Annotated in this window: 23 protein-coding genes; 18 read left to right on the plus strand and 5 right to left on the minus strand. The window is 67.2% G+C overall.

The features are described from left to right. Positions 1 to 167: 167 nt before the first annotated feature. Positions 168 to 602, plus strand: coding sequence for a CHRD domain-containing protein (locus WS61_RS24825; RefSeq protein ID WP_059504416.1), 435 nt, complete (start codon positions 168 to 170; stop codon positions 600 to 602). 89 nt (positions 603 to 691) lie between these two features. Then, on the plus strand, positions 692 to 1,654 hold the full coding sequence (locus WS61_RS24830) for an alpha/beta hydrolase (protein WP_059504418.1): 963 nt from the start codon (positions 692 to 694) through the stop codon (positions 1,652 to 1,654). On the opposite strand, the gene WS61_RS24835 is transcribed toward WS61_RS24830, so the two are convergent. Then, positions 1,624 to 2,466 (minus strand): EcsC family protein, encoded by an 843-nt coding sequence (locus WS61_RS24835; RefSeq protein ID WP_059504420.1) that lies wholly within the window; start codon positions 2,464 to 2,466, stop codon positions 1,624 to 1,626. The genes WS61_RS24830 and WS61_RS24835 overlap by 31 nt on opposite strands. Before the next feature lie 107 nt (positions 2,467 to 2,573). On the opposite strand from WS61_RS24835, the gene WS61_RS24840 reads away from it, so the two are divergent. Together WS61_RS24840 and WS61_RS24845 are read left to right on the plus strand one after the other, a co-directional pair. Then, positions 2,574 to 4,169: an MDR family MFS transporter gene (locus WS61_RS24840; RefSeq protein WP_059504422.1), complete on the plus strand. Its 1,596-nt coding sequence runs from the start codon at positions 2,574 to 2,576 to the stop codon at positions 4,167 to 4,169. 58 nt (positions 4,170 to 4,227) lie between these two features. Further along, positions 4,228 to 4,674, plus strand: a complete 447-nt coding sequence (locus WS61_RS24845; protein ID WP_059504424.1) for a MarR family winged helix-turn-helix transcriptional regulator — start codon at positions 4,228 to 4,230, stop codon at positions 4,672 to 4,674. A gap of 68 nt (positions 4,675 to 4,742) precedes the next feature. On the opposite strand, the gene WS61_RS24850 is transcribed toward WS61_RS24845, so the two are convergent. After that, on the minus strand, positions 4,743 to 5,324 hold the full coding sequence (locus WS61_RS24850; RefSeq protein WP_006487930.1) for a DJ-1/PfpI family protein: 582 nt from the start codon (positions 5,322 to 5,324) through the stop codon (positions 4,743 to 4,745). Positions 5,325 to 5,481: 157 nt separating this feature from the next. Next, positions 5,482 to 6,762, minus strand: coding sequence for an amino acid deaminase (locus tag WS61_RS24855; RefSeq protein ID WP_059504426.1), 1,281 nt, complete (start codon positions 6,760 to 6,762; stop codon positions 5,482 to 5,484). Between the two features lie 119 nt (positions 6,763 to 6,881). Between WS61_RS24855 and WS61_RS24860 the strand changes: the two genes are divergently transcribed. The 3 genes from WS61_RS24860 (at position 6,882) to WS61_RS24870 (ending at position 9,816) form a co-directional block, all read left to right on the plus strand. Continuing rightward, positions 6,882 to 7,820 (plus strand): MurR/RpiR family transcriptional regulator, encoded by a 939-nt coding sequence (locus WS61_RS24860; protein WP_059504428.1) that lies wholly within the window; start codon positions 6,882 to 6,884, stop codon positions 7,818 to 7,820. A gap of 2 nt (positions 7,821 to 7,822) precedes the next feature. Beyond that, entirely contained in the window at positions 7,823 to 9,304 is a 1,482-nt protein-coding gene (locus tag WS61_RS24865; protein ID WP_059504430.1) for an amidohydrolase family protein, read from the plus strand. A gap of 125 nt (positions 9,305 to 9,429) precedes the next feature. Continuing rightward, complete coding sequence (locus WS61_RS24870; protein ID WP_059504432.1) at positions 9,430 to 9,816, plus strand: RidA family protein; 387 nt, start codon at positions 9,430 to 9,432, stop codon at positions 9,814 to 9,816. A gap of 238 nt (positions 9,817 to 10,054) precedes the next feature. Here WS61_RS24870 and queF read toward each other — a convergent pair whose 3' ends face one another. Next, complete coding sequence (gene queF, locus WS61_RS24875) at positions 10,055 to 10,879, minus strand: NADPH-dependent 7-cyano-7-deazaguanine reductase QueF (protein WP_059504434.1); 825 nt, start codon at positions 10,877 to 10,879, stop codon at positions 10,055 to 10,057. 12 nt (positions 10,880 to 10,891) lie between these two features. Further along, complete coding sequence (gene ilvA, locus WS61_RS24880) at positions 10,892 to 12,415, minus strand: threonine ammonia-lyase, biosynthetic (protein ID WP_059504436.1); 1,524 nt, start codon at positions 12,413 to 12,415, stop codon at positions 10,892 to 10,894. 587 nt (positions 12,416 to 13,002) lie between these two features. Here ilvA and WS61_RS24885 point away from each other — a divergent pair. The 11 genes from WS61_RS24885 (at position 13,003) to aspS (ending at position 25,880) form a co-directional block, all read left to right on the plus strand. After that, on the plus strand, positions 13,003 to 17,028 hold the full coding sequence (locus WS61_RS24885; RefSeq protein ID WP_059504438.1) for a DUF3683 domain-containing protein: 4,026 nt from the start codon (positions 13,003 to 13,005) through the stop codon (positions 17,026 to 17,028). Positions 17,029 to 17,113: 85 nt separating this feature from the next. Further along, positions 17,114 to 17,557 carry an HIT family protein gene (locus WS61_RS24890; RefSeq protein WP_034208761.1) on the plus strand — a complete coding sequence of 148 codons (444 nt, stop codon included), beginning with the start codon at positions 17,114 to 17,116 and terminating at the stop codon, positions 17,555 to 17,557. Further along, positions 17,554 to 17,967, plus strand: coding sequence for a gamma-butyrobetaine hydroxylase-like domain-containing protein (locus tag WS61_RS24895; RefSeq protein ID WP_059504440.1), 414 nt, complete (start codon positions 17,554 to 17,556; stop codon positions 17,965 to 17,967). Before WS61_RS24890 ends, WS61_RS24895 begins: the two co-directional genes overlap by 4 nt. Before the next feature lie 52 nt (positions 17,968 to 18,019). Further along, positions 18,020 to 18,751: a bifunctional demethylmenaquinone methyltransferase/2-methoxy-6-polyprenyl-1,4-benzoquinol methylase UbiE gene (gene ubiE, locus WS61_RS24900; protein ID WP_059504442.1), complete on the plus strand. Its 732-nt coding sequence runs from the start codon at positions 18,020 to 18,022 to the stop codon at positions 18,749 to 18,751. 41 nt (positions 18,752 to 18,792) lie between these two features. Further along, positions 18,793 to 19,824 (plus strand): Tim44 domain-containing protein, encoded by a 1,032-nt coding sequence (locus WS61_RS24905; protein WP_059504444.1) that lies wholly within the window; start codon positions 18,793 to 18,795, stop codon positions 19,822 to 19,824. A 164-nt stretch (positions 19,825 to 19,988) separates the two neighbouring features. Continuing rightward, positions 19,989 to 20,615, plus strand: coding sequence for an SCP2 domain-containing protein (locus WS61_RS24910; protein WP_034208365.1), 627 nt, complete (start codon positions 19,989 to 19,991; stop codon positions 20,613 to 20,615). Positions 20,616 to 20,627: 12 nt separating this feature from the next. Beyond that, positions 20,628 to 22,205: a ubiquinone biosynthesis regulatory protein kinase UbiB gene (gene ubiB, locus WS61_RS24915; protein WP_059504446.1), complete on the plus strand. Its 1,578-nt coding sequence runs from the start codon at positions 20,628 to 20,630 to the stop codon at positions 22,203 to 22,205. Positions 22,206 to 22,222: 17 nt separating this feature from the next. Beyond that, positions 22,223 to 22,849: an SAM-dependent methyltransferase gene (locus WS61_RS24920; RefSeq protein ID WP_059504448.1), complete on the plus strand. Its 627-nt coding sequence runs from the start codon at positions 22,223 to 22,225 to the stop codon at positions 22,847 to 22,849. 95 nt (positions 22,850 to 22,944) lie between these two features. Further along, positions 22,945 to 23,298, plus strand: coding sequence for an FmdB family zinc ribbon protein (locus tag WS61_RS24925; RefSeq protein WP_059504450.1), 354 nt, complete (start codon positions 22,945 to 22,947; stop codon positions 23,296 to 23,298). 61 nt (positions 23,299 to 23,359) lie between these two features. Further along, on the plus strand, positions 23,360 to 24,010 hold the full coding sequence (locus WS61_RS24930; RefSeq protein ID WP_012329208.1) for a DUF502 domain-containing protein: 651 nt from the start codon (positions 23,360 to 23,362) through the stop codon (positions 24,008 to 24,010). 67 nt (positions 24,011 to 24,077) lie between these two features. Next, on the plus strand, positions 24,078 to 25,880 hold the full coding sequence (gene aspS, locus WS61_RS24935) for an aspartate--tRNA ligase (RefSeq protein WP_006485737.1): 1,803 nt from the start codon (positions 24,078 to 24,080) through the stop codon (positions 25,878 to 25,880). The last annotated feature ends 122 nt before the right edge of the window (positions 25,881 to 26,002 follow it).

The following is a 26,002-nucleotide window of genomic DNA, read 5'->3' on the forward strand; positions in this document are numbered from 1 at the left end:
AAGCAACTGTGAAACGAAGTGTAGCGAAAGGCCGTGCGCGGATTCAGCGGGCATGCTGCAAAGGTGTCTTCCAGGTTTCGGCAGGCTGCCCGGATCGACCGCAATCGACTACCATCCAGTGACGCGCCGCCGCCGGGGCGGCGTACCACGTCGTACAAGGAGAATCCATGCTCAAGCTGCGTTTGCTCCAGGTCGCGTTGTTCGCGGGCGTGCTGGCCGCCGGCGGCGCCGCCGCCGAAACGGTGCGCCTGTCCGCCAGTCTGCAGCCGTCGAGCGAAGTGCCGCCGACGGCGACCAAGGGGTCGGGCGCCGTCGCCGCCACCTACGACACGGCCACGCACATGCTGCAGTGGACGGTCACGTACGAACACCTCACGGGGCCGGCCACCGCCGCGCATTTTCACGGGCCCGCGCCCGTCGGCCAGAACGCCGGCGTGCAGGTGCCGGTTCCGAAGGACGAGCTGACGAGCCCGATCAAGGGTTCGAAGGAACTCACCGATGCGCAGGTCACCGACCTGATGGGCGGCAAGTGGTACTTCAATATTCATACGAAGGAGCACCCGTCCGGCGAGATCCGTGGCCAGGTGATGCCGGCGAACTGAGCGCCCACGTTTGATATAGAGGCACTTGTCGAGCGACGCGGGAACGTTCGCACGTACCATCGTCACATTGCGATGACGGAGTGCGTCCGATGAGTTGGCAAAGCAAGTTCGCCTGCTGGCTGCTGCGCTGGCAGTTTCGTCCGGAAACCACGCGCGAGGTGCTCGACCCCGCGCGTGCCCGGCGCTTTACCGACCTGCGGATGATCGTGCCGCGCCGCGCGCCGTCGGGCTACCGGCTGCGCCAGTGCTACGGCGCCGGCGACGCGCCGCTGCGCGGCGAATGGCTCGAACGCACCGACGCGGGCGCGGCGCGCGGGCCCGGCCGCATGCTGCTGTATTTCCACGGCGGCGGTTACTACTTCTGTTCGACGAAAACCCACCGGCCGCTGGTGTTCGGCCTGACGAAGCGCGCGGGCGTGCGTTCGTTCTCGCTCGACTACCGGCTCGCGCCCGAAAACCGCTTCCCGGCCGCGCTCGACGATGCGCTCGCCGCATACCGGCAACTGCTGGCGCTCGGCACGCCGCCCGAGTCGATCGTATTCGGCGGCGATTCGGCGGGCGGCGGCCTCGCGCTCGCGACGCTCGTCGCGCTGCGCGATCGCGGCGAGCCGCTGCCGGCCGGCGCGATCCTGTTCTCGCCGTGGACCGACCTGGCCGGTACCGGCGGCACGATGCGCGGCAACGACGGCCTCGACCCGATGTTCGCGGCCGCAGCGCTGCCGAAGGCCGCGAAGCTGTATCTCGGCGACGAGTCGGCAACCCATCCGTACGCATCGCCGCTCTATGCGGATTTGGCGGGCCTGCCGCCGCTGTACATCCAGGTCGGCAGCACCGAGGTGCTGCTCGACGATTCGCGCCGCGTCGCCGAGAAGGCGAAGGCGGCCGGCGTGGCGGTGGAGATCGAGGTGTGGCCCGACATGCCGCACGTGTGGCAGCTGTACGCGCCGATGGTGCCGGAAGCGCGCGACGCGCTCGACCGCGCGGCCGCGTTCCTGCGCCGCGTCGCGGTCGAGCGCGCGGTTCAGCGCGTCGGCGAGGCGTCGATCGCCTGATAGGCGGCCTTGACGGCCACCGAGCCGTACTTGCGTTCGAGCCGGCGCACGGTGAAATGGCCGTGCGCCATCTGCTGGAAGTGGTCGATGAACAGCGTGTTGACGGTCGCGCCGAGCACGGCGCCGATCGCCGGGATCGACTTCGCGGCCATCTGCTCGGTCACCTGCACCGAGAAGCGCGACGCCACCGTCTGCACGAGCTTGAACACGGCCGCCGAGCTGTGCGCGGCGATGCCTTTCGCCGTGATGTCCGACGATGCCTTCGAGATCGCCTGCGCGAGCGCGCCGCGCAGCACGAAATAGCCGAGATCGGCGTCCTCCTCCTGCTTGTCCGGGTTGCCGCCCATGCCGAGCACGGCCAGGCATTGCAACTGCGTATCGACCGACGTCAGGTTCTCGCCTTCGCTGCGCGCGATGTCGCACACCGAGCGGAAGATCAGCGTGGTCGTCACCGGCAGCTCGACCGGCAGCGCGAGAAAGCCGAACGCGCCGCCCGCCGCGCCGGTCGTCGCGACCGCGAGCTTGTGCAGCAGGTTGCTGGGCTTCTCGGGCTCGGCGTCCGGCGACGGCGGCTTGCCGAGCGTGCGCAGCGCGATGTTCAGGCACTTGCGCAGCGCAAGCTGCGTCGCATCGTTGATCTTGCCGGTCGCGAAATCCGGCAGCCGCGCGATCATTTTCTCGACCGGCGCGCCGAGCACGCCCGTCAGCTTCATCGTCAGCGACGGGCTTTCCAGCACCTGTTTCGCGCGCCGCAGCGCATCCCGATCCTCCGGCGACAGCGTCGCGGCGGGGGTGATTGAAATCGGTTCCATCTTTCTCCTTGGCGTGAACGAGGCCCTGAACCATCGCCGGCCTAGATTACTCCGGCATGCTACAATTTTGAGATAATTTGACTCGGCAAAAGTTGCATCGACAAAAAATGGCCGTCCATACTGCCGCCCACCATTCGAGCGGGCAAGTCCTGCCGTTCCGCGAATCGCTGCTGGCGATGATCGGGATCTCGTTCGTCACCATGCTGGTCGCGCTGGACCAGACGGTCGTCGGCACCGCGCTGCCGACCATCGTCGCCGAACTTCGCGGCTTCGACCTGTACGCGTGGGTCGCGACCTCGTACCTGCTCAGTTCCGTGATCACGGTGCCGATCTTCGGCCGGCTCGGCGACTATTACGGCCGCAAGCCGTTCGTGATCGCGTCGATCGTCGTGTTCACCGGCGCGTCGGTGCTCTGCGGGATGGCCAACGACATGCTGTACCTCGTGCTCGCGCGCGGGCTGCAGGGGATCGGCGGCGGGATGCTGGTCGGCACCGCGTTCGCATGCATTCCCGACCTGTTCCCCGATTCCGTCGTGCGGCTGCGCTGGCAGGTGCTGATGAGCTCCGCGTTCGGCATCGCGAACGCGGTCGGCCCGTCTCTCGGCGGGTTTCTGACCCAGTCGTTCGGCTGGCGCTCCGTGTTCTACGTGAACTTGCCGATCGGCATCCTGTCGCTGATCTTCGTGTGGCGCTACCTGCCGCACCTGCGCCACGTCGAGCACGATCGCAAGATGCGGCTCGACTGGCCGGGCGCGCTGCTGATCGCGCTGTCGCTCGGCGCGCTGCAACTGTTCGTCGAATGGCTGCCGAAGTACGGCGTCGCGAGCTGGGCGTCGCTGCTGCTCGTCGTCGCGGTCGCGGCCGGCGTCGGCCTATGGCACTGGGAGAAGCGCTGCGCGCAGCCGATCCTGCCGTTCGACATGTTCGGCAATCGCGCGCTGTCGGCGCTGTTCGTGCTCGCGATCCTCGCCGGTTTCTCGATGTTCTCGCTGCTGTTCTACGCGCCGCTGCTGTTCCAGGGCGGCTTCGGGATGTCGCCGAAGGAGGCCGGGCTCGTGATCACGCCGCTCGTCGTGTTCATCACGATCGGCAGCATCATGAACGGCCGCGTCGTCACGCGCATCCGCCATCCGAACACGATGCTGCACGTCGGCTTCGTGCTGTTCGCGCTCGCATGCGCGGGCGTCGTCGTGGCGACCCACACGACGCCGGCCTGGATGCTGATGGCGCTGATGGTCGCGGGCGGCATCGGGCTCGGCTTCGTGCTGCCGAACCTCACCGTGTTCGCGCAGCAGACGGCCGGCCGCGAGCACCTCGGCATCGCGACGGCGCTGCTGCAGTCGCTGCGGATGGTCGGCGGAATGCTCGGCACCGCGCTCACGGGCACGCTCGTCAACCAGATGTATTCGAGCGGCGTGCGCAGCGCGCTGTCGGCCGACCACGCGATGCAGTGGCACGCGCGGCTCGCCGATCCGCAGATCCTGATCGATCGCGCGGCGCAGGGCGGTCTCGTCGCGGAATTGACGCGTGCCGGGCATAATGGCGCGCTGCTGCTGGAAGCGGCCCGCGAATCGCTGGTCGGCGCGATTCACCTGGGTGTCGCGATGGCGGCCGTCGTCGCCGTGGTGTCGGTATGGCAGTGCCGCCGCGTGCCGCCGATCGCGCTGCGGCGCAAGATCGAACCGCACGTCGCGGCCGATTGACCGATCGGGCGATCGAGCGATTCGACGACTCAACGATTCACCGGAACGAAATCAGCGCATGGAAGAACAGGACCGCGTCGCGATCTTGCAGCAATTCGGACGCACGTATCGCGCGTTCATGACCGCGTTCGAAGCGCACGTCGGGCAACCGATGCCGCGCTGGCGCATCATGGTCGCGCTGCACACGATGGACGGGCATTCGTCGCAGAAGAAGCTCGTCGAAGTGCTGCGCATCGATCCGGGCGCACTCACGCGCCAGCTGAAGTCGCTCGACGCGCTCGGCTGGATCAAGCGCGAATCGGACGCGCGCGACAACCGCGTGACCAACGTCACGCTGACGGACGCAGGCCGCGCGGCGTTCGATGCCTGCCTGCCGCGCCGCAAGGCGTTTCTCGAACAGACGATGGCGCAACTGCCGGACGACGTGCTCAATGCGCTGTCGGGTGCGCTCGCGATGCTGGAATCGCGGATCGCGGACGTCGGGTCGACGCCGGTCGCGCGTTGACGTGCGGCGCCGGGCGGCACGTCAGTGCCGCCGGCCGCCGCTTCGTTTCCTTCCGATCGAGTGCGGGTTTACAGTTCGATGCGCGTGCCGAGCAGCGCGAGGAACTGCGCAAGCCACGCCGGATGCGCGGGCCACGCGGGCGCGGTGACGAACGGCGCGTCGGTCACGGCCGCGTCGACCGGGATGTCCGCGTATTCGCCGCCCGCGAGCTTCACCTCCGGCGCGCAGGCCGGGTACGCCGAAATGCGCTTGCCGCGGATCACGTCGGCGGCCGCGAGCAGTTGCGCCGCGTGGCAGATCGCCGCGATCGGCTTGCCGGCTTCGGCGAACTCGCGCACGAGCGAGATCACCTTCGGATCGAGTCGCAGGTACTCCGGCGCACGGCCGCCCGCGATCGCGAGCGCGTCGTAGCGCGCCGCATCGACGTCGTCGAACGCTGCATTCAGCGTGAACTGATGGCCGGGCTTCTCGGTGTAGGTCTGGTCACCCTCGAAATCGTGGATCGCGGTCTTGATCTTGTCGCCCGCGCGCTTGCCCGGGCAGACTGCGTCGACGTGGTGGCCGACGGCCTGCAGCGCCTGGAACGGCACCATCGTTTCGTAGTCTTCGGCGAAATCGCCGGTCAGGAACAGGATCTTCTTCGCGGCCATGGCTTTCTCCAGTGAAGCAGCGTTGAAGGCCCGGCCGCGCCGTGCATGACGGCGACGACGGGCCCCGAGGACGAAAGCGCAGTGTACTCCGGCAGATTGAAGCGCGCGTGACGGCCGCCCCGCACGAGCGGCAGGGCGGCGCCGCGCGCGGCGTGCGTCAGAAGAAGGTTTCGACGACTTCCGTCACGCGGAATTGCGGATCGAGCACGAGCACCTGGCGCCATTTGTCGAACGTCAGGCACGGATGCGAGATGTCGAACGCGACCATGTCGCCGACCTTCACGTCCGCGCCCGGCGGAATCTGCAGGTACGCGTGCTGATCCATCATCCCGGTGACGGCCCAGCCTTCGGCGGCGGCGACGTCGCGCGGCGCGGTGTCGCGGCCCGGACGGAAGTGGCGCGCCGGCTCGGGCAGGCCCGCGTCGAACGCCGCATCGCGCTTGCCGAGTGCGACGATCGCACGATCCTGCTCCGGCACCGACTGCACGTACGCCCACAGCTGCAGCGCCGGCAGCAGCCCTTCGCCCATTGAGCGGGCGATCGGATTGCGCGCGAACACGTCGGTCTGCGCCTTCTTGTAGATGCCGACATCGTGCGTCAGGTAGCAGCCCGGCCGCAGCACGACTTCCGCGAAGCCCGCGTCGGACGCCTTCTTGAATTCTTCCGCGACCACGTCGTACCACGCCGAACCGGCGCCGGACAGGATCGCCGGCGTGCGCGCGAAGCGGCCGGCTTCGGCCAGCTCGCGCGTGAGCGCGACTGCCTGCTGCAGGAATGCGCGGATCTCGCCTTCCTCTTTCAGCACGCCTTCATAGAGTTCGATGCCGGCCAGCTTCAGCGTGTCCGGATAGCGCGCGATCGCGGCCAGCACGGCCTCGCGTTGCGCGGCGTCGCGTACGCCCGCGCGGCCGCCCGGCACGCCGAGCTCGATCAGCACGTTCAGCGATTTCTTCGCGTCGCCGAAGAAGCGGCCGAGCTGATCGACGCTGTCCGCGGAATCGACGAGACAGAAGAATTCGAAATCGGGATCGGACAGCAGCCCCGCGATGATCGTCATGTTCTGGCGGCCGATCAGCTGGTTCGCGAGCAGCACGCGCCGCACGCCGCCGTGATACGCGGCCTGCGTCTGGTGCGCGGTCGCGAGCGTGATGCCCCACGCGCCGGCGTCGAGCTGGCGGCGGAACAGTTGCGGCGCCATCGTCGTCTTGCCGTGCGGTGCGAACTTGACGCCGTATTTCTGTACGAACGCCTGCATCCAGTTCAGGTTGTGCTCGACGCGATCCGCGTAAAGCACGGCGGCCGGCAGGCTGACGTCTTCCGCGAGCAGGTTCCATTCGAGCCGGCCCGCGTCGCCGAGCGGCACGCTCGCGCTCGGCAGATTGCCCAGGCCCTTGCCGAACGGATCGATCGTCGCTTCCTGATAGTTTGTAACTTTCATGTCATCCCGCTCCATCATCACTATGCATTGCACTGAAGTTGACATGCAGATGGTACAGAAAGTAGCATCGGCGCGGTGATGTTATTTAATAACATCCGGCTTCGCACCCTTTTCCGCCGATGAATACGCCTGCTTCCCCGTCCGCTTCGCCTGCGGCCGAGCCCCATCCGGCTCAGGCCGCCCCGCCGGTCCTCGACATCGTCGCGCGGATCGCCGAATGCGCGCCCGAGCTGCGCGAAGCCGAGCGCAAGGTCGCCGCGTTCATCCTCGCCGATCTGGCGCGCGCCGCGCATGCGAGTATCGGCGCGCTCGCGCGCGACGCGGAGGTCAGCGTCGCGACGGTCACGCGTTTCGCGAAGGCCGTCGGCTGCCGCGACGTGCGCGAGCTGAAGGTGCTCGTCGCGCAGGCGGCGGCCGTCGGCCAGCGCTTTCTGGTGCCGTCCGACGACGCGCCGGCCGACGACACGAGCCCCGCGTCGATGGTCTACGACGAGATTCGCGTGGCGCTCGCGCACAACCACCAGCTGCTGCGCAACACGTCGTTCGACGCGGCGGCCGACTTGCTCGCCGGCGCGAAAATGACCTACGTGTACGGGCAGGGCGGCGGCTCGACCGCCCTTGCCGACGAGCTGCGCTTCCGGCTCGTGCGGTTCGGCCGGCCGGTCGCGAGCTACCAGGACAGCCTGCTGCAGCGGATGGTGGCCGCGACGCTGGCGAGCGACACCGTCGTCGTCGCGTTGTCGGTGAGCGGGCGCGTGCCCGAGCTGCTCGAGAGCTGCCGGCTCGCGAAGCGCTACGGCGCGAAGCTGATCGCGATCACCGCGCCGGCGTCGCCGCTCGCGACGCTCGCCGACCATCTGATTCCCGTCGTCGCATTCGAAACCGATTTCATTTACAAGCCTTCGACATCGCGCTACGCGATGATGATGGCGATCGACGTGCTCGTCACCGGCGTCGCATTGCGGCTCGGCGATGCGGGCCGGGAATCGCTGCGCCGCATCAAGCACGCGCTCGATGCGCATCGCGGCGGCGGAGACCGTCAACCGGTAGGAGACTGACCATGCATTCGCATCCCGAAGCGGCCGATACGCTGATCGTCGGCGCGCAACTGTACGACGGCACCGGCGCACCGCCCGTCACGCGCGACGTCGCGATCCGCAACGGCCTGATCGCGGCGATCGGCAACCTGTCGAACTGGCTCGCCGAGACCGTCGTCGACGCGAACGGCCGTGCGCTGGCGCCGGGTTTCGTCGACGTGCACACGCACGACGACACGCACGTGATCCGCGCGCCGGAGATGATTCCGAAGATCTCGCAGGGCGTGACGACCGTGATCGTCGGCAACTGCGGGATCAGCGCCGCGCCGGTGACGCTCGCGGGCGATCCGCCCGACCCGATGAACCTGCTCGGCGAGCGCGGCGCGTTCCGGTACCCGAGCTTCGCCGCTTACGTCGCGGCCGTGAACGATGCGCGCCCGGCCGTGAACGTCGCGGCGCTCGTCGGCCATACGGCGCTGCGCAACAACCAGATGGACCGCCTCGACCGTGCGGCGACCGATGGCGAGATCGCCGGCATGCGCGCGCAGCTCGAGGAGGCGCTCGCGAACGGCGCGCTCGGCCTGTCGTCGGGTCTCGCATACGGCTCCGCGTTCGCCGCGCCGACCGAGGAAGTGATGGCGCTCGCCGAGCCGCTCGCCAAGGCCGGCGCGCTGTACACGACGCACATGCGCACCGAATTCGACGCGATCCTCGATGCGATGGACGAGGCCTATCGCGTCGGCCGCCACGCGCAGGTGCCGGTCGTGATCTCGCACCTGAAGTGCGCGGGTCCGTCGAACTGGGGGCGCAGCACCGAGGTGCTCGCGTCGCTCGACGGTGCGCGCCGCTACCAGCCGGTCGGCTGCGACTGCTATCCGTACAGCCGCAGTTCGTCGACGCTCGACCTGAAGCAGGTGACGGGCGACATCGACATCACGATCACGTGGTCGGAGCCGCACCCGGAAGTCGCGGGCAAGCTGCTGAAGGCGATCGCGGCCGACTGGGGCGTGACCGAGCAGGAGGCCGCGCAGCGCATTCGCCCGGCGGGCGCCGTGTACCACAACATGTCCGAGGACGACGTGCGCCGGATCCTGTCGCATCCGGCGACGATGGTCGGCTCCGACGGGCTGCCGAACGATCCGCTGCCGCATCCGCGATTGTGGGGCGCGTTCCCGCGCGTGCTCGGCCACTACGTGCGCGACACGAACCTGCTGCCGCTCGAGGAGGCGATCCGCAAGATGACGTCGCTGTCCGCGCGCCGCTTCGGGCTCGCGCGCCGCGGCGAGGTGCACGTCGGCTACCACGCCGATCTCGTGCTGTTCGATCCGGCGCGCGTGATCGACGCCGCGACGTTCGACAAGCCGCAACAGCCCGCTCACGGGATCGACGCCGTGTGGGTGAACGGCGTGCTGACTTATGAAAACGGCCAGCCGACCGGCGAGCGCGCGGGCGGTTTCGTCGCGCGCGGCGAGCGCGTGCCGGCCAGTGCCGATGCGGCGTTCTGAACGCTCGCATTCCGATCTTCCATGCGCGCCGCAGCAGCCGGCGCGCGCATCCGCAACCGAGCGTTGCACGGGACCGGAGTAGGCGCCGAAGCGCCAACTCGGGTCGACAAACGAGGAGTGAAACGATGAAGCGATATGGCGTAGGCGAAGCGAAGGGGACTGGCGGCCAGGTGATGCCGTTCGCGCGGGCGGTGGAGGCAGATGGCTGGCTGTACGTGTCGGGCCAGACGCCGATGGTGAACGGCGAGGTCGTCGAAGGCGGGATCGTCACGCAGTCGAAGCAGGCGATCGAGAACATGATCGCGATCCTGAAGGAAGCCGGCTACGGCCTCGAGCACGTCGTGCGCTGCGGCGTGTGGCTCGACGACGCGCGCGATTTCGCGTCGTTCAACAAGGTGTTCATCTCGTATTTCGGCGAGAACCCGCCGGCGCGCGCGTGCGTGCAGTCGAGCATGGTCATCGACTGCAAGGTCGAGGTCGATTGCATCGCTTACAAGGCGCCGGCGAAGTAACGCGGCGAGGGCGGTTCGTTGTGCAACGGGGCCGGCGCATGGATGTGCGCCGGCCCCGTTGCGTTGAGGCGCTTTCGATGGATTTCTGATTTATCGCCTTTCCTGAGCAAAGGACAGCGCAAATCCACGCCTCGCATCGGCTAATCGCGAATCTTGTCGAAAGATTGCCGCAGCCTTGCGTGTGGCCGATGCGAGTCGGCATTGGCGGGCCGCGAAATTCCCGCCGGCGTCACTTCATTTACTGCCGCGCCGTCCGCGCGTTGTCCGGCATCGGCTGGTTGTAGTTCGTGCGGAACGGGTTGATGTCGAGCCCGCCGCGGCGCGTATAGCGCGCATACACCGCGAGCTTCACCGGTTTGCACGCATGCAGGATGTCGAGGAAGATCCGCTCGACGCATTGCTCGTGAAAGCCCGTGTGATTGCGAAACGAGATGATGTAGCGCAGCAGTCCCGCGTGGTCGATCTGCGGCCCGACGTAATGGATCTGCACGCTGCCCCAGTCGGGCTGGCCCGTGACCGGGCAGTTCGAGCGCAGCAGGTCGGACACGAGCGTCTCCTCGACGGGCGCTTCGTCCTCGGCGGCTGACAGCAGCGACGGATCCGGTTCGTACACGTCGGTGTCGAGATCGAGCCGGTCGAGCGACAGCCCGTCGAGCTCGTCCATCTCCAGCTTGCGGAAATCGTGCGCCGGCACCAGTTGCACCGATACGCTCGCGCCGCATGCTGCCGACACGTCGCGCTTCAGTACGTCGCGCACCGCGTCGATCGAGTCGAACTTCGACTGCGCGAACGAACCGAGATACAGCTTGAACGACTTCGATTCGACGATGTTCGGCGATTCGGCGGGCACGTAGAACGTCGCGATCGCGACCTGCGGCTTGCCGCGCGCGTTGAGCCACGACAGTTCGTACGCGTTCCAGATGTCGGTGCCGAAGAACGGCAGCGCCGACGTGATGCCGAGCTGCTCGCGCGCGCCGGCGCGCGGGATCGGGAACAGCAGCGACGCGTCGTACTGCGTCGCGTAGACGGTGGCCTTGCCGAGCGGGGAATGTTCGGGATTCATCGTGTGACGCCTTTACGACAGGAAGAGGCGGTACGCCGGGTTGGCGCTCTCTTCGACATACGGATAGCCGAGCGCCGCGAGGAAGCGTTCGAACTCGGCGCGATCGGCCTGCGGCACCTGCAGCCCGACGAGGATCGAGCTGTAGTCCGCGCCCTGATTGCGGTAGTGGAACAGGCTGATGTTCCAGTCCGGCGCCATCGACGACAGGAACTTCATCAGCGCGCCCGGCCGCTCGGGGAATTCGAAGCGGAACAGGCGTTCGTCGAGCGCGAGCGGCGAGCGGCCGCCGACCATGTAGCGGATGTGTTCCTTCGACAGCTCGTCGTGCGTCAGGTCGACGCTCTTGAAGCCGTGCGATTCGAAGTTCGCGGCGATCTCCGCCGATTCGTCGCGACGGCGGATCTGCACGCCGACGAAGATGTGCGCGGATTGCGCGTCGGCGATCCGGTAGTTGAACTCGGTGACGTTGCGATCGCCGACCAGCGAGCAGAAGCGCTTGAAGCTGCCGCGTTCCTCGGGGATCGTGACCGCGAACACGGCTTCGCGTGCCTCGCCCACTTCCGCGCGCTCGGCGACGAAGCGCATCCGGTCGAAGTTCATGTTCGCGCCGGACGTGACCGCGACGAGCGTCCGGTTCTCGATGCCTTCGCGTTCCGCGTACAGCTTCGCGCCCGCGACCGCGAGCGCGCCGGACGGCTCGAGCACGCTGCGCGTGTCCTGGAACACGTCCTTGATCGCCGCGCACAGCGCGTCGGTGTTGACCGTCACGACGCCGTCGAGGAACTCCCGGCACAGCCGGAAAGTTTCCTCGCCGACGAGCTTCACCGCGGTGCCGTCCGCGAACAGGCCGACTTCGCTCAGCTCGATGCGCTCGCCCGCGTCGAGCGACTGCGCCATCGCGCACGAATCCTCGGCCTGCACGCCGATCACCTTGATCTCCGGGCGCACCGCCTTCACGTACGCGGCGACGCCGGAGGCGAGCCCGCCGCCGCCGATCGGCACGAAGATCGCGTGGATCGGGCCCTGGTGCTGGCGCAGGATCTCCATCGCGATCGTGCCCTGGCCTGCGATCACGTACGGATCGTCGAACGGGTGGACGAACGTGAGGTCGCGCTCCTGCTGGACCTTGATCGCGTGCGCGTACGCATCGCTGTACGATTCGCCCGCCTGGATCACCTCGACGCTCGGGCCGCCGTGCGCGCGCACCGCGTCGACCTTCACCTGCGGCGTCGTGACGGGCACGACGATCACGGCCTTGACACCCATCCGCGCCGCCGAGAACGCGACGCCCTGCGCGTGGTTGCCGGCCGACGCGGTAATCACGCCGCGCGCGAGCGCGTCCGCCGGAATGTGCGCCATCTTGTTGTACGCGCCGCGCAGCTTGAACGAGAACACCGGCTGGTTGTCCTCGCGCTTCAGGTAAACGGCGTTGCGCAGCCGGGCCGACAGGTTGCGGGCCGGTTCGAGTTCCGTCTCGAGCGCGACGTCGTAGACGCGCGCGGTGAGGATTTTCTTCAGGTAATCGTGGGATGCCATGGGCGCTCGCGTGCAGTGCGGATGCAGACGGTAAAGGGTCAATGATAGCGCCAAGGGTCCGCCCGCACGCAAGCGGCATGCCGGGCGGGCGGCCGTCGGCGGTCGTGCGCGCGTGCGGGCAACGCATTCGCGCCGTCGGGCGCCCGCTTTTTACCGGTTTAACCGCACGGTTACCGACCGGACGGACGGCGAATGATCGCATGAAACCGCGCGCAACCCCGCCCGGCGCGGCGCGCGGCGATAGCCCCACGACCTGTCCGGCGTGTCACGGGCGGCCCGATCATGGGTTAGAATTCCGTTTTGAATCAAGGATTCGGAAGATGCAGAGGCACCCTCGGATCGCACCGTTGAAGCCGACGCCGCGCGCAGCCAGCCCCGCGGCCGAACGGCATGCGCGCCGCGCGCGATCGTGCTGATGATTCCGAGTGCCGCCAGGCCCTGTCGCCGGCCAGGAGGGGCGAGTCGCCCGCTCCGGCCCCATGAAGGACAGCCGCGCGCCTGGTAACCAGAACAGATTTCCCCAAGATTGCGCCCACGCGCTTGCCGACGCCCGTGCACGGGGTATCGGCCCTCCGAGTCGTCCGAACATGAACGCACCACAAGTTTTCGATCCGCATGGCGCGGCCGCCGCCGTCGCCGCCGACCCCGCGCCCCGCTTGCGCGAGATTCCCTACAACTACACGTCCTTCTCGGATCGCGAGATCGTGATCCGCCTGCTCGGCGAGGAGGCGTGGTCGGTGCTCGACGAGCTGCGTGCCGAGCGCCGCACGGGCCGCTCGGCACGGATGCTGTATGAAGTGCTCGGCGACATCTGGGTCGTGCGTCGCAACCCGTACCTGCAGGACGACCTGCTCGACAACCCGAAGCGCCGCGCGTTGCTGATCGAGGCGCTGAACCACCGCCTGACCGAGATCGGCAAGCGCCGCAGTGCGGATCTCACCGAGCATCGCGACGACGCCGGCCGCGAACGCGCATCGCGCGTCGAGATGCTGGAGACGGCCGCGCAGCGCGCGGTCGACGAGTTCGCGGACGAATTCGACAAGATGGCCGAGCTGCGTCGCCGCGCGACCAAGGCGCTCGGCCGCTGCACGCAGAAGGACAACATCCGCTTCGACGGGCTGTCGCGCGTGTCGCACGTGACCGACGCGACCGACTGGCGCGTCGAATACCCGTTCGTCGTGCTGACGCCCGATACCGAAGCCGAGATCGCGGCACTGATCAAGGCGTGCTTCGAGCTCGGCCTGACGGTGATCCCGCGCGGCGGCGGCACCGGCTACACGGGCGGCGCGGTGCCGCTCACGCCGTTCTCCGCGGTGATCAACACCGAGAAGCTCGAACAGCTCGGCGCGGTCGAGCTGACCGAACTGCCGGGCGTCGCGCACAAGGTGCCGACGATCTTCTCCGGCGCGGGCGTCGTCACGCGCCGCGTGACCGAGGCGGCGGAGGCGGCCGGCTATGTGTTCGCGGTCGATCCGACCTCGCTCGACGCATCGTGCATCGGCGGCAACGTCGCGATGAACGCGGGCGGCAAGAAGGCCGTACTGTGGGGCACCGCGCTCGACAACCTGGCGTGGTGGCGGATGGTCGACCCGGACGGCAACTGGCTGGAAGTCACGCGCCACGAGCACAACCTGGGCAAGATCCACGATATCGCGGTCGCGCGCTTCGAGCTGAAGTGGTTCGACGGCGCGTACGCGCCGGGCGAGAAGCTGCTGCGCACCGAGATGCTCGAGATCGAAGGCCGGCGCTTTCGCAAGGAAGGGCTCGGCAAGGACGTGACCGACAAGTTCCTCGCCGGCTTGCCGGGCGTGCAGAAGGAAGGCTGCGACGGGCTCATCACGTCCGCGCGCTGGGTGCTGCACAAGATGCCCGCGCACACGCGCACCGTCTGCCTCGAATTCTTCGGCCAGGCGCGCGAGGCGATCCCGAGCATCGTCGAGATCAAGGACTACCTGTTCGAGACGTCGAAGCAGGGTGGCGCGATCCTGGCGGGCCTCGAGCACCTCGACGAGCGTTACCTGCGCGCGGTCGGCTATGCGACCAAGAGCAAGCGCAATGCATTCCCGAAGATGGTGCTGATCGGCGACATCGTCGGCGACGATGCCGATGCGGTCGCACAGGCGACGTCCGAAGTGATCCGGATGGCGAACGGCAAGAGCGGCGAAGGCTTCGTCGCGGTCAGCGCGGAGGCGCGCAAGCGCTTCTGGCTCGACCGCAGCCGCACGGCCGCGATCGCGAAGCACACGAACGCGTTCAAGATCAACGAGGACGTCGTCATCCCGCTGAACCGGATGGGCGAGTACACCGACGGCATCGAACGGATCAACATCGAGCTGTCGCTGAAGAACAAGCTGCAGCTGGTCGACGCGCTCGAGGCGTTCTTCCGCGGCGGCAACCTGCCGCTCGGCAAGACCGACGACGCGAACGAGATCCCGAGCGCGGAACTGCTGGAAGATCGCGTGCAGCAGGCGCTCGAGCTGCTCAAGCGCGTGCGGGCGCGCTGGGAATTCGTGCGCGACCGGCTCGACCAGCCGCTGCGCGAGGCGCAGCACTACCTGGTGCAGCTCGGCTACGAGGCGCTCGCCGAGAAGTTCGCCGACCGCGCGGACGAGCAGCCGGGCGCGACCGTGTTCCACGTCACGCAGGACCGCACGGTCCGCATCTCGTGGAAGCAGGAAATCCGCGCGGAACTGCGCGCGATCTTCAACGGCGGCGCGTTCAAGCCGATCCTCGACGAAGCGCAGGCGATCCACAAGCGCGTGCTGCGCGGGCGCGTGTTCGTCGCGCTGCACATGCACGCGGGCGACGGCAACGTCCACACGAACATCCCGGTCAACTCCGACAACTACGAGATGCTGCAGGACGCGCACGCGGCGGTCGCGCGCATCATGACGCTCGCGCGCTCGCTCGACGGCGTGATTTCCGGCGAACACGGGATCGGCATCACGAAGCTCGAGTTCCTGACCGACGACGAGATCGCCGAATTCCGCGCGTACAAGCAGCGCGTCGACCCGAACGGCCGCTTCAACAAGGGCAAGCTGCTCGACGGCGCCGATCTGCGCAACGCGTACACGCCCAGCTTCGGGTTGATGGGCTACGAGTCGCTGATCATGCAGCAGTCCGACATCGGCGCGATCGCCGATTCGGTGAAGGACTGCCTGCGCTGCGGCAAGTGCAAGCCGGTGTGCGCGACCCACGTGCCGCGCGCGAACCTGCTGTACAGCCCGCGCAACAAGATCCTCGCGACGTCGTTGCTGGTCGAGGCGTTCCTGTACGAGGAACAGACGCGCCGCGGCGTGTCGATCAAGCACTGGGACGAGTTCAACGACGTGGCCGACCACTGCACGGTGTGCCACAAGTGCGCGACGCCGTGCCCGGTGAAGATCGACTTCGGCGACGTCACGATGAACATGCGCAACCTGTTGCGCAAGATGGGCAAGAAGAAGTTCAACGCCGGCAATGCGGCGGGCATGTTCTTTCTGAACGCAACCAATCCGCAGACGATCAACCTCGCGCGCGGCGTGATGATGGGCGTGGGCTACAAGGTGCAGCGCTTCGCGAACGACATGCTGAAGAAGGTCGTGACGAAGCAGACGCAGCACCCGCCGGCGACCACCGGCAAGCCGCCCGCGGTCGAGCAGGTGATCCACTTCGTCAACAAGAAGATGCCGGGCAACCTGCCGAAGAAGACGGCGCGCGCGCTGCTGGACATCGAGGACAACAAGATCGTGCCGATCATCCGCAACCCGAAGTCGACGACCGTCGATTCGGAAGCGGTGTTCTACTTCCCGGGCTGCGGCTCGGAGCGCTTGTTCTCGCAGGTGGGGCTGGCCACGCAAGCGATGCTGTGGGAAGCCGGCGTGCAGACGGTGCTGCCGCCGGGCTACCTGTGCTGCGGCTATCCGCAGCGCGGCTCGGGCCAGTACGACAAGGCCGAGAAGATCGTCACGGATAACCGCGTGCTGTTCCACCGGGTCGCGAACACGCTGAACTACCTGGACATCAAGACGGTGGTCGTGTCGTGCGGCACGTGCTACGACCAGCTCGCGGGGTATGAATTCGACAAGATCTTCCCGGGCTGCCGGATCATCGACATCCACGAGTTCCTGCTCGAGAAGGGGATGAAGCTCGACGGCGTGACGGGCACGCGCTACATGTATCACGACCCGTGCCACACGCCGATCAAGACGATGGATCCGGTCAAGCTCGTCAACGAGCTGATGGGCTCGGAGAAGGACGGCTACAAGATCGAGAAGAACGATCGCTGCTGCGGCGAATCGGGCACGCTCGCGGTCACGCGCCCGGACGTGTCGACGCAGGTGCGCTTCCGCAAGGAAGAGGAGATCCGCAAGGGCGCCGCGAAGCTGCGCGCGATTCCGGTGGTGGCGGGCGATGCGCCGGCGCCGGCCGCCGCGGGGGCGAACGGGCCGGACGTGAAGATCCTGACGAGCTGCCCGTCGTGCTTGCAAGGCCTGTCGCGCTACAACGAGGATGCGAACCTCGAAGCCGACTACATCGTGGTCGAGATCGCGCGCCAGGTGCTCGGCGAGAACTGGATGGCCGATTATGTCGCACGGGCGAACCATGGCGGGATCGAGCGCGTGCTGGTCTAATGCGGGCATGACGACCGCCCGACCGGGCCGGAAATGAGCGGGCGCCGGCGCAGCCATGCCGGCGCCGGTCCACATGGGAGCGACGATGGAATGCGTGTTTTGCCGTGAAGACGGCGGCGAGGTGCTCTGGCAGGACGAGGCGCTGCGCGTCGTGCTCGCGACGGGCGAGCACGACTACCCGGGCTTCTGCCGGGTGATCTGGGGCGCGCACGTGGCCGAGTTTTCCGATCTCGGCGAGCCCGAGCGGGCACACTTGATGCGCGTGGTCTATGCGGTCGAGCGGGCCGTTCGCCGCGTGATGCAGCCGAACAAGGTGAATCTCGCGAGCCTCGGCAACATGGTGCCGCACGTGCACTGGCACGTGATTCCGCGCTTTTCCAACGATGCCCATTTCCCGCAGCCCGTGTGGGCGCCGCGCCAGCGCAGCGTGTCCGAGGCGCTCCTGCGCTCGCGCGCGGCGCAGGCCTCGCTGCTGCACAATGCGGTGCGCGAGGAAATTCAACGCATGACCGATTCGAGGCAGCCATGAGCGGTTTGACTTCCACGACGCCGATTCCGTCCGGCGTCGTCGTGCACGCGGTATCGCGCGTGCTCGAATTGCAGTACCCGAACGGCGAGAGTTACCGGATTCCGTTCGAGCTGATGCGCGTGTATTCGCCGTCGGCCGAGGTGCGTGGCCACGGGCCCGGCCAGGAGACGTTGCAGACCGGCAAGCGCGAAGTGACGATCACCGCGCTCGAAGGCGTAGGCAACTACGCACTGCAGCCGACGTTCTCCGACGGCCATTCGACCGGCATCTACTCGTGGGACCTGCTGTACGAACTGGCGACGCGGCAGGACGCGCTGTGGCGCGACTATTTCGACAAACTGAAGGCGGCGGGCGTCGAGCGCGACGCGCCGATGCAGGCGGCCAGCGCGCCGCACGGCCACTGCCACTGAAATCGACGGCGCCCGCTCGGCGCCGTCTTGGCATTTACTGAGGATCAACGCGATGAGCAAAACCCACTTCGGCTTCGAAAGCGTCGAGGAAAACGAAAAAGCGAAGAAAGTGGCGGGCGTGTTTCATTCGGTCGCGAGCAACTACGATCTGATGAACGACCTGATGTCGGCGGGCATGCACCGCGCGTGGAAGGCGTTCACGATCGCGCAGGCGAACGTGCGCCCCGGCTTCAAGGTGCTCGACATCGCGGCCGGCACCGGCGACCTGACCAAGTCGTTCGCGAAGGCGGCCGGGCCGACGGGCGAGGTCTGGCATACCGACATCAACGAATCGATGCTGCGCGTCGGCCGCGACCGGCTGCTCGACAAGGGTATCGTGACGCCGTCGCTGCTGTGCGACGCCGAGAAAATTCCCTTTCCGGACAACTACTTCGACGTGGTCACTGTCGCGTTCGGGCTGCGCAACATGACGCACAAGGATGCCGCGCTGGCCGAGATGCGCCGCGTGGCGAAGCCCGGCGGCCGCGTGATGGTGCTGGAATTCTCGAAAGTCTGGGATCCGCTGAAAAAAGCGTACGATCTGTATTCTTTCAAAGTATTACCGTGGCTTGGCGACAAGTTCGCGAAAGATGCTGAAAGTTATCGGTATCTTGCTGAATCTATCCGGATGCACCCCGATCAGGACACGCTGAAGACGATGATGGAACAAGCGGGCCTCGATGCCGTCAAATATTACAATTTGTCAGGTGGCGTGGTAGCTTTACACCTAGGGACCAAGTACTAAGGGGTTCTTTCCATACATTCGCCTTACATCTGGAGAAGCTGATGTCCGAATCGCGTTCGTTGTTCAACCGTAGCAAGCCGTCGAAGCCGTGGGCTCGACGGGTCGGCACGCTGCTGATGGTCGGCCTGCTCACGGCCGGCACGTTCGCATCGCTCGACGCCGAAGCCCGGCGCATGGGCGGCGGGCGCAGCATCGGCCGCCAGAATTCCGCCGTCACGCAGCGCCAGGCCACGCCGCCCGCGCAGCAGCCGATGCAGCAGGCCGCGCCGTCGCAGGCGCAGCGCGCGAACCCGGCTGCGCCCGCGCCGGCCGCGCAGCCCAACCGCTCGCGCTGGCTCGGGCCGATCGCCGGTCTCGCGGCCGGCCTCGGCATCGCGGCACTGCTGTCGCACTTCGGCCTCGGCGGCGCATTCGCGAGCATGATGGCGAACGTCATCGTGATCGCGTTGCTCGCGATGGTCGGCATCTGGCTGATCCGCAAGTTCATGAACCGCCGTCGCCCGCAGGAGCCGGCGTATTCGGTCGGCGGTGCCGCATCGTCGTCCGGCGGCTACTCGCAAAGCCCGTCGTTCCAGCAGGGCAACACCGGCAGCAACTACGCGGGTAGCGGCAGCAGCTACGCGAACGAAGCGCAGGGCGTGTTCGGCGGCGGTGCGGCGGCCACCGGCGCGGCCGCGGCGGCAGCGGCGCCGCTGCAGATGCCGGCCGGCTTCGACACCGAAGCGTTCCTGCGCAGCGCGAAAGTCTATTTCGTGCGCCTGCAGGCGGCATGGGACCAGGGCAACCTGGCCGACATCCGCGAGTTCACGACGCCCGAAATGTTCGCCGAGATCAAGATCGACCTCGATTCGCGCGGCAACGACGCGAACCAGACCGATGTCGTGCAGCTCGACGCGGAATTGGTCGCGATCGAGGATCGCGGCATCGAGCAGTCGGCGAGCGTGCGCTTCCACGGCCTGATCCGCGAATCGGCGAATACGTCGGCTGCGCCGTTCGACGAGGTGTGGAACCTGTCGAAGTCGGGCGGTCAGGGCTGGCTGCTCGCGGGTATCCAGCAGATCAACACGCACTGAGCGTGGCCGGCGGCCCGCCCCGCCGGGCGCTTGGGTGACGGCCGCCGCACTGCGACCGCTTGCCGCCCGGGTGTACGGTCAGGCACGGTCTGCCGCCGATCCGACGTTACAATAGAAACCCGCGTGGGCGCCCGGCCTGCGCGGGTTTTTTCTTTCCCAGCCCGATGACCTTTGCCGCCAAGCCTTTTGCTGCTGCCGTCAATCATTTGCTCGCGCGCGAATCATGGGCGCGCGATCGCCTGATTCCCTATGCGGGCAAGACTGCCCGGATCGACGTGTCTCCCGTCACGCTCACGCTGCTGGTGCAGCCCGACGGCTATCTGTCGGCCGTCGACGCGCACGATGCGCAACGGGTCGACGTGTCGATCGCGCTGGCCGGCGACACGGTCGCCGCATTTCTGCAGGGCGGCCAGGCGGCCGTGATGAAGCACGTGAAGATCGAAGGCGACGCGGAGTTCGCGACGCAGATCGCGAAGCTGGCCGAGCACCTGCGCTGGGAACCGGAAGAAGATCTCGCGAAGTTGGTCGGCGACGCGGCGGCGCACCGGATCGCGACGGTCGTGCGCGACGCCGGCGCGCGCGCGCGCCGCACCGGCCGCAACGTGCTCGATTCCGTCGCCGAATACTGGCTCGACGAGAACCCGCAAGTCGTCCGGCGCGCGTCGCTCGGCGGCTTCGACGCCGAACTGGCGCGCGCACGCGATGCGCTCGCGCGGGTCGAAAAGCGGGTCGAGCGACTCGAACAAAAAATCGGCGCGCGCACGGGTTCCGGCCCGCGCGGCGCGCACTGAGGGCCGCAGGGCATGCGCATTTTCCGTTTCATCAAGATTGTCTACACCGTCATCCGCTTTGGTCTCGACGAAGTGATGCTGTCCCGGATCGACGACCGGCGCGTGAAGCTGCTGTTGCGGATCACGACGATCGGCCGCCGCTACTCCGATCCGCCCGCCGTGCGGCTGCGCCACGCGCTCGAAAGCCTCGGCCCGATCTTCGTGAAGTTCGGCCAGGTGCTGTCCACGCGCCGCGACCTGCTGTCGGTCGATTTCGCGAACGAGCTCGCGAAGCTGCAGGATCAGGTGCCGCCGTTCGATTCGGCGGTCGCGATCGCGATCATCGAGAAGTCGCTCGGTGCGCCGGTCGACGAGCTGTTCGACGAATTCGAGCGCGAGCCGATCGCGAGCGCGTCGATCGCGCAGGTGCATTTTGCGAAGCTGAAGCAGGGCACGCATGCGGGCAAGGCCGTCGCCGTCAAGGTGCTGCGCCCGAACATGCTGCCGGTGATCGATTCCGACCTCGCGCTGATGCGCGACATCGCGACGTGGACCGAGCGCATGTGGGCCGACGGCCGGCGCCTGAAGCCGCGCGAGGTCGTCGCCGAATTCGACAAGTACCTGCACGACGAGCTCGACCTGATGCGCGAGGCCGCCAACGGCAGCCAGCTGCGCCGCAACTTCGCGGGCCTCGACCTGCTGCTCGTGCCTGAGATGTTCTGGGATTTCTCGACGTCGCAGGTGCTCGTGATGGAGCGCATGACGGGCGTGCCGATTAGCCAGGTCGAGACGTTGCGCTCGGCTGGCGTCGACATCAAGAAGCTCGCGCGCGAAGGCGTCGAGATCTTCTTCACGCAGGTGTTCCGCGACGGCTTTTTCCATGCGGACATGCACCCCGGCAACATCCAGGTGAGCCTCGATCCGGAGACGTTCGGCCGCTATATCGCGCTCGATTTCGGGATCGTCGGCGCGCTGTCCGATTTCGACAAGAATTACCTCGCGCAGAACTTCCTCGCGTTCTTCAAGCGCGACTACCACCGCGTCGCGACGCTCCACCTCGAATCGGGCTGGGTGCCGCCCGAGACGCGCGTCGAGGAGCTCGAAAGCGCGATCCGCGCGGTGTGCGAGCCGTATTTCGACCGCGCGCTGAAGGACATCTCGCTCGGCCAGGTGCTGATGCGGCTGTTCTCGACGTCGCGCCGCTTCAACGTCGAGATCCAGCCGCAGCTCGTTCTGCTGCAGAAGACGATGCTGAACGTCGAAGGGCTCGGCCGCTCGCTCGACCCCGAGCTCGACCTGTGGAAGACCGCGAAGCCGTATCTCGAGCGCTGGATGACCGAGCAGATCGGCCTGCGCGGCTGGTACGAGCGGTTCAAGGTCGAGGCGCCGCAGTGGAGCAAGACGCTGCCGCAACTGCCGCGCCTGATCCACCATGCGATGGCCGCCCGCCACGACGCGCCGCGCGCCGCGAGCGAGGAGTTGATGCGCCAGATCCTCGTCGAGCAGAAACGGACGAACCGGCTGCTGCAGGCGTTGCTGGTCTTCGGCCTGGCCGTCGGCGTCGGCGCGCTCGTCGCGCGCGTGCTGCTCGCGCTCGCGTACGGCGCTTGATCGAAAGGAGCACGGCGATGTCCGATCCGAAGCAACCGGCCGCACCGTCGGCCGCCGATTTCGCGACGCGCGACCCGGGCAGCGCGTCGTTCTGGAACGAGCGCTTCGAACGCGGCGTGACGCCGTGGGAATTCGGCGGCGTGCCGGACGGGTTCCGCGTGTTCGCGCATCGGCTCGAGCCGTGCGCGGTGCTGATTCCCGGCTGCGGCAGCGCGCAGGAGGCCGGATGGCTCGCGCAAGCCGGCTGGCCGGTGCGTGCGATCGATTTCGCCGCGCAGGCGGTCGCTGCTGCGAAGGCGCAGCTCGGCGCGCATGCGGGCGTCGTCGAGCAGGCCGATTTCTTTCAGTACCGTCCGCCGTTCGACGTGCAGTGGGTGTATGAGCGTGCGTTCCTGTGCGCGTTGCCGCCGAGCCTGCGCGCCGGCTATGCGGCGCGGATGGCCGAGCTGCTGCCCGCGGACGGATTGCTGGCCGGTTATTTCTTCCTGGTGGCGAAACCGAAGGGGCCGCCATTCGGGATCGAGCGGACGGAACTCGACGCGTTGCTCGCGCCGCACTTCGAGCTGGTCGAGGATTTGCCGGTGACCGATTCGCTGGCCGTGTTCGACGGGCACGAGCGCTGGCTCACGTGGCGTCGCCGCTGATGCGCGGGCGCCGCGACCATTGCCGGAGCGCGCCGGGGTTTCGGCTATAATTCAAGGTTTTGCAAGCCGTTTCCAGTTTCTGCGGGAAAAATATCATGCCGATCTACGCCTATCGATGCGAAGCGTGCGGTTTCGCGAAGGACGTGCTCCAGAAGATGAGCGACGCGCCGCTGTCGCAATGTCCTGAATGCGGGAAGGATACTTTTCGCAAACAGGTGACCGCCGCCGGTTTCCAGTTGAAGGGCTCGGGGTGGTATGTCACCGATTTCCGCGGCGGCTCGGGCGGCGCCAGCGCACCGGCGACGGCGTCGGGCGACGCGGCGCCGGCAGCGCCCGCGGCGCAAGCCGCACCTGCCGCGGCCGCGCCTGCTGCGGCGAGCGGTTCGGGCAGCACCACGACGACGAGCGCCGCGCCGGCTCCGGCCGCGACGCCCGCCGCCGGCAGTTGACCGTCGCGGCCCGGCCGGGTCGCGACCAACCCGCGCTTCCGGCGCGGTTCATTGACGGCAGATGATGAAAAAGACGACCCTGAAAACGGTGTTCCTGACCGGCCTGCTGGTTCTCGTCCCGCTCGCGATCACGCTGTGGGTGCTCGGCCTCATCATCGGCACGATGGACCAGACGCTGCTCCTGCTGCCCGAATCGTGGCAGCCCGAGCGGATGCTCGGCTTCCATCTGCCGGGGATCGGCGCGGTGCTGACGCTCGCGTTCATCTTCGTGGTCGGGCTGGCCACGCAGAACTTCATCGGCCAGAAGCTCGTCACGTGGTGGAACGCGGTCGTGCGTCACATCCCGGTCGTCGGGCCGATTTACACGAGCGTCAAGCAGGTATCGGACACGCTGCTGTCGAGCAGCGGCAATGCGTTCCGCAAGGCGCTCCTGATCGAATACCCGCGCCGCGGCTCGTATACGATCGCGTTTCTGACCGGCACGCCCGGCGGCGACGTGGTCAACCATCTGACGGAAGAGTACGTGAGCGTGTACGTGCCCACGACGCCGAACCCGACGTCGGGCTTCTTCCTGATGCTGCCGAAGAGCGAAGTCATCGAACTCGACATGTCGGTCGATGCCGCGCTCAAGTACATCGTCTCGATGGGCGTCGTGGCGCCTTCGGCGCCGGTTCCGGCGCCCGCCCGCCGTCCCGTCGAGCCGCCGCTGTAAGTAAAGAATCATCGCCCGGGCCGCGCGTTGCGGCGCCCGTTGATCAAACCGAACGAAAGCAAACATCATGTCGATGCGTACTGAATACTGCGGTCTCGTGACCGAACACCTGCTGGGCCAAACCGTGTCGCTGTGCGGCTGGGTGCAGCGCCGCCGCGATCACGGCGGTGTGATCTTCATCGACCTGCGCGATCGTGAAGGCCTCGTGCAGGTGGTGTGCGATCCGGATCGCGCCGAGATGTTCGCGACCGCCGAAGGCGTGCGCAACGAGTTCTGCGTGCAGATCAAGGGTCTCGTGCGCAATCGTCCGGAGGGCACGGTCAACGCCGGCCTGAAGAGCGGCAAGATCGAAGTGCTGTGCCACGAACTGAACGTGCTGAACGCATCGGTCACGCCGCCGTTCCAGCTCGACGACGACAACCTGTCGGAAACGACGCGTCTCACGCATCGCGTGCTCGACCTGCGCCGCCCGCAGATGCAGCACAACCTGCGCCTGCGCTACCGCGTCGCGATCGAGGCGCGCAAGTACCTCGACGAGCAGGGCTTCATCGACATCGAAACACCGATGCTGACGAAGAGCACGCCGGAAGGCGCGCGCGACTATCTCGTGCCGTCGCGCGTGAACGCGGGCCAGTTCTTCGCGCTGCCGCAGTCGCCGCAGCTGTTCAAGCAGTTGCTGATGGTCGCGAACTTCGACCGTTACTACCAGATCACCAAGTGCTTCCGCGACGAGGACCTGCGCGCCGACCGTCAGCCGGAATTCACGCAGATCGACTGCGAGACGTCGTTCCTCGGCGAGCAGGAAATTCGCGATCTGTTCGAAGACATGATCCGTCATATCTTCAAGACGACGATCGACGTCGAGCTCGACGCGAAATTCCCGGTGATGCCGTACTCGGAAGCGATGGCGCGCTTCGGTTCGGACAAGCCGGACCTGCGCGTGCAGCTCGAATTCACCGAGCTGACCGACGCGATGAAGGACGTCGATTTCAAGGTGTTCAGCACGCCGGCCAACGCGAAGGACGGCCGGGTCGCGGCGCTGCGCGTGCCGAAGGGCGGTGAGCTGTCGCGCGGCGACATCGACGGCTACACGGAATTCGTGCGCATCTACGGCGCGAAGGGCCTCGCATGGATCAAGGTCAACGAGAAGGCGAAGGGCCGCGACGGCCTGCAGAGCCCGATCGTCAAGAACCTGCACGACGCATCGATCGCGGCGATCCTCGAGCGCACCGGCGCCGAAGACGGCGACATCATCTTCTTCGCGGCCGACCGCGCGAAGGTCGTCAACGACAGCCTCGGCGCACTGCGCCTGAAGATCGGCCATTCGGAATTCGGCAAGGCGAACGGTCTCGTCCAGGCCGGCTGGAAGCCGCTGTGGGTCGTGGACTTCCCGATGTTCGAGTACGACGACGAAGATGCGCGCTACGTCGCCGCGCACCATCCGTTCACGAGCCCGAAGGACGAGCACCTCGAGTACCTCGAGACCGATCCGGGCCGCTGCCTCGCGAAGGCGTACGACATGGTGCTGAACGGCTGGGAAATCGGCGGCGGCTCGGTGCGTATCCACCGCGAGGAAGTGCAGAGCAAGGTGTTCCGCGCGCTGAAGATCGGCGCCGAGGAAGCGCAGGCGAAGTTCGGCTTCCTGCTGGACGCGCTGCAGTACGGCGCGCCGCCGCACGGCGGTATCGCATTCGGTCTCGACCGCATCGTCACGATGATGGCCGGCGCCGATTCGATCCGCGACGTGATCGCATTCCCGAAGACGCAGCGTGCGCAGGATCTGCTCACGCAGGCGCCGAGCCCGGTCGACGAGCGTCAACTGCGCGAGCTGCACATCCGTCTGCGTCAGCCGGAGCAGCCGAAGGCGTAACGTGCTCTTCGCAGGTCGTGTGAGCGGTCACGCCCACGCGGCACCGATGAAAAAGGCGCAGCGATGCGCCTTTTTCGTTTTTTGCGGTACAGTCGCAGCACTTGCCGCACGTTCGGAGCACG

Origin of the sequence: Burkholderia sp. ABCPW 11 (assembly GCF_001523445.1) — a bacterium.
GTDB lineage: Bacteria > Pseudomonadota > Gammaproteobacteria > Burkholderiales > Burkholderiaceae > Burkholderia.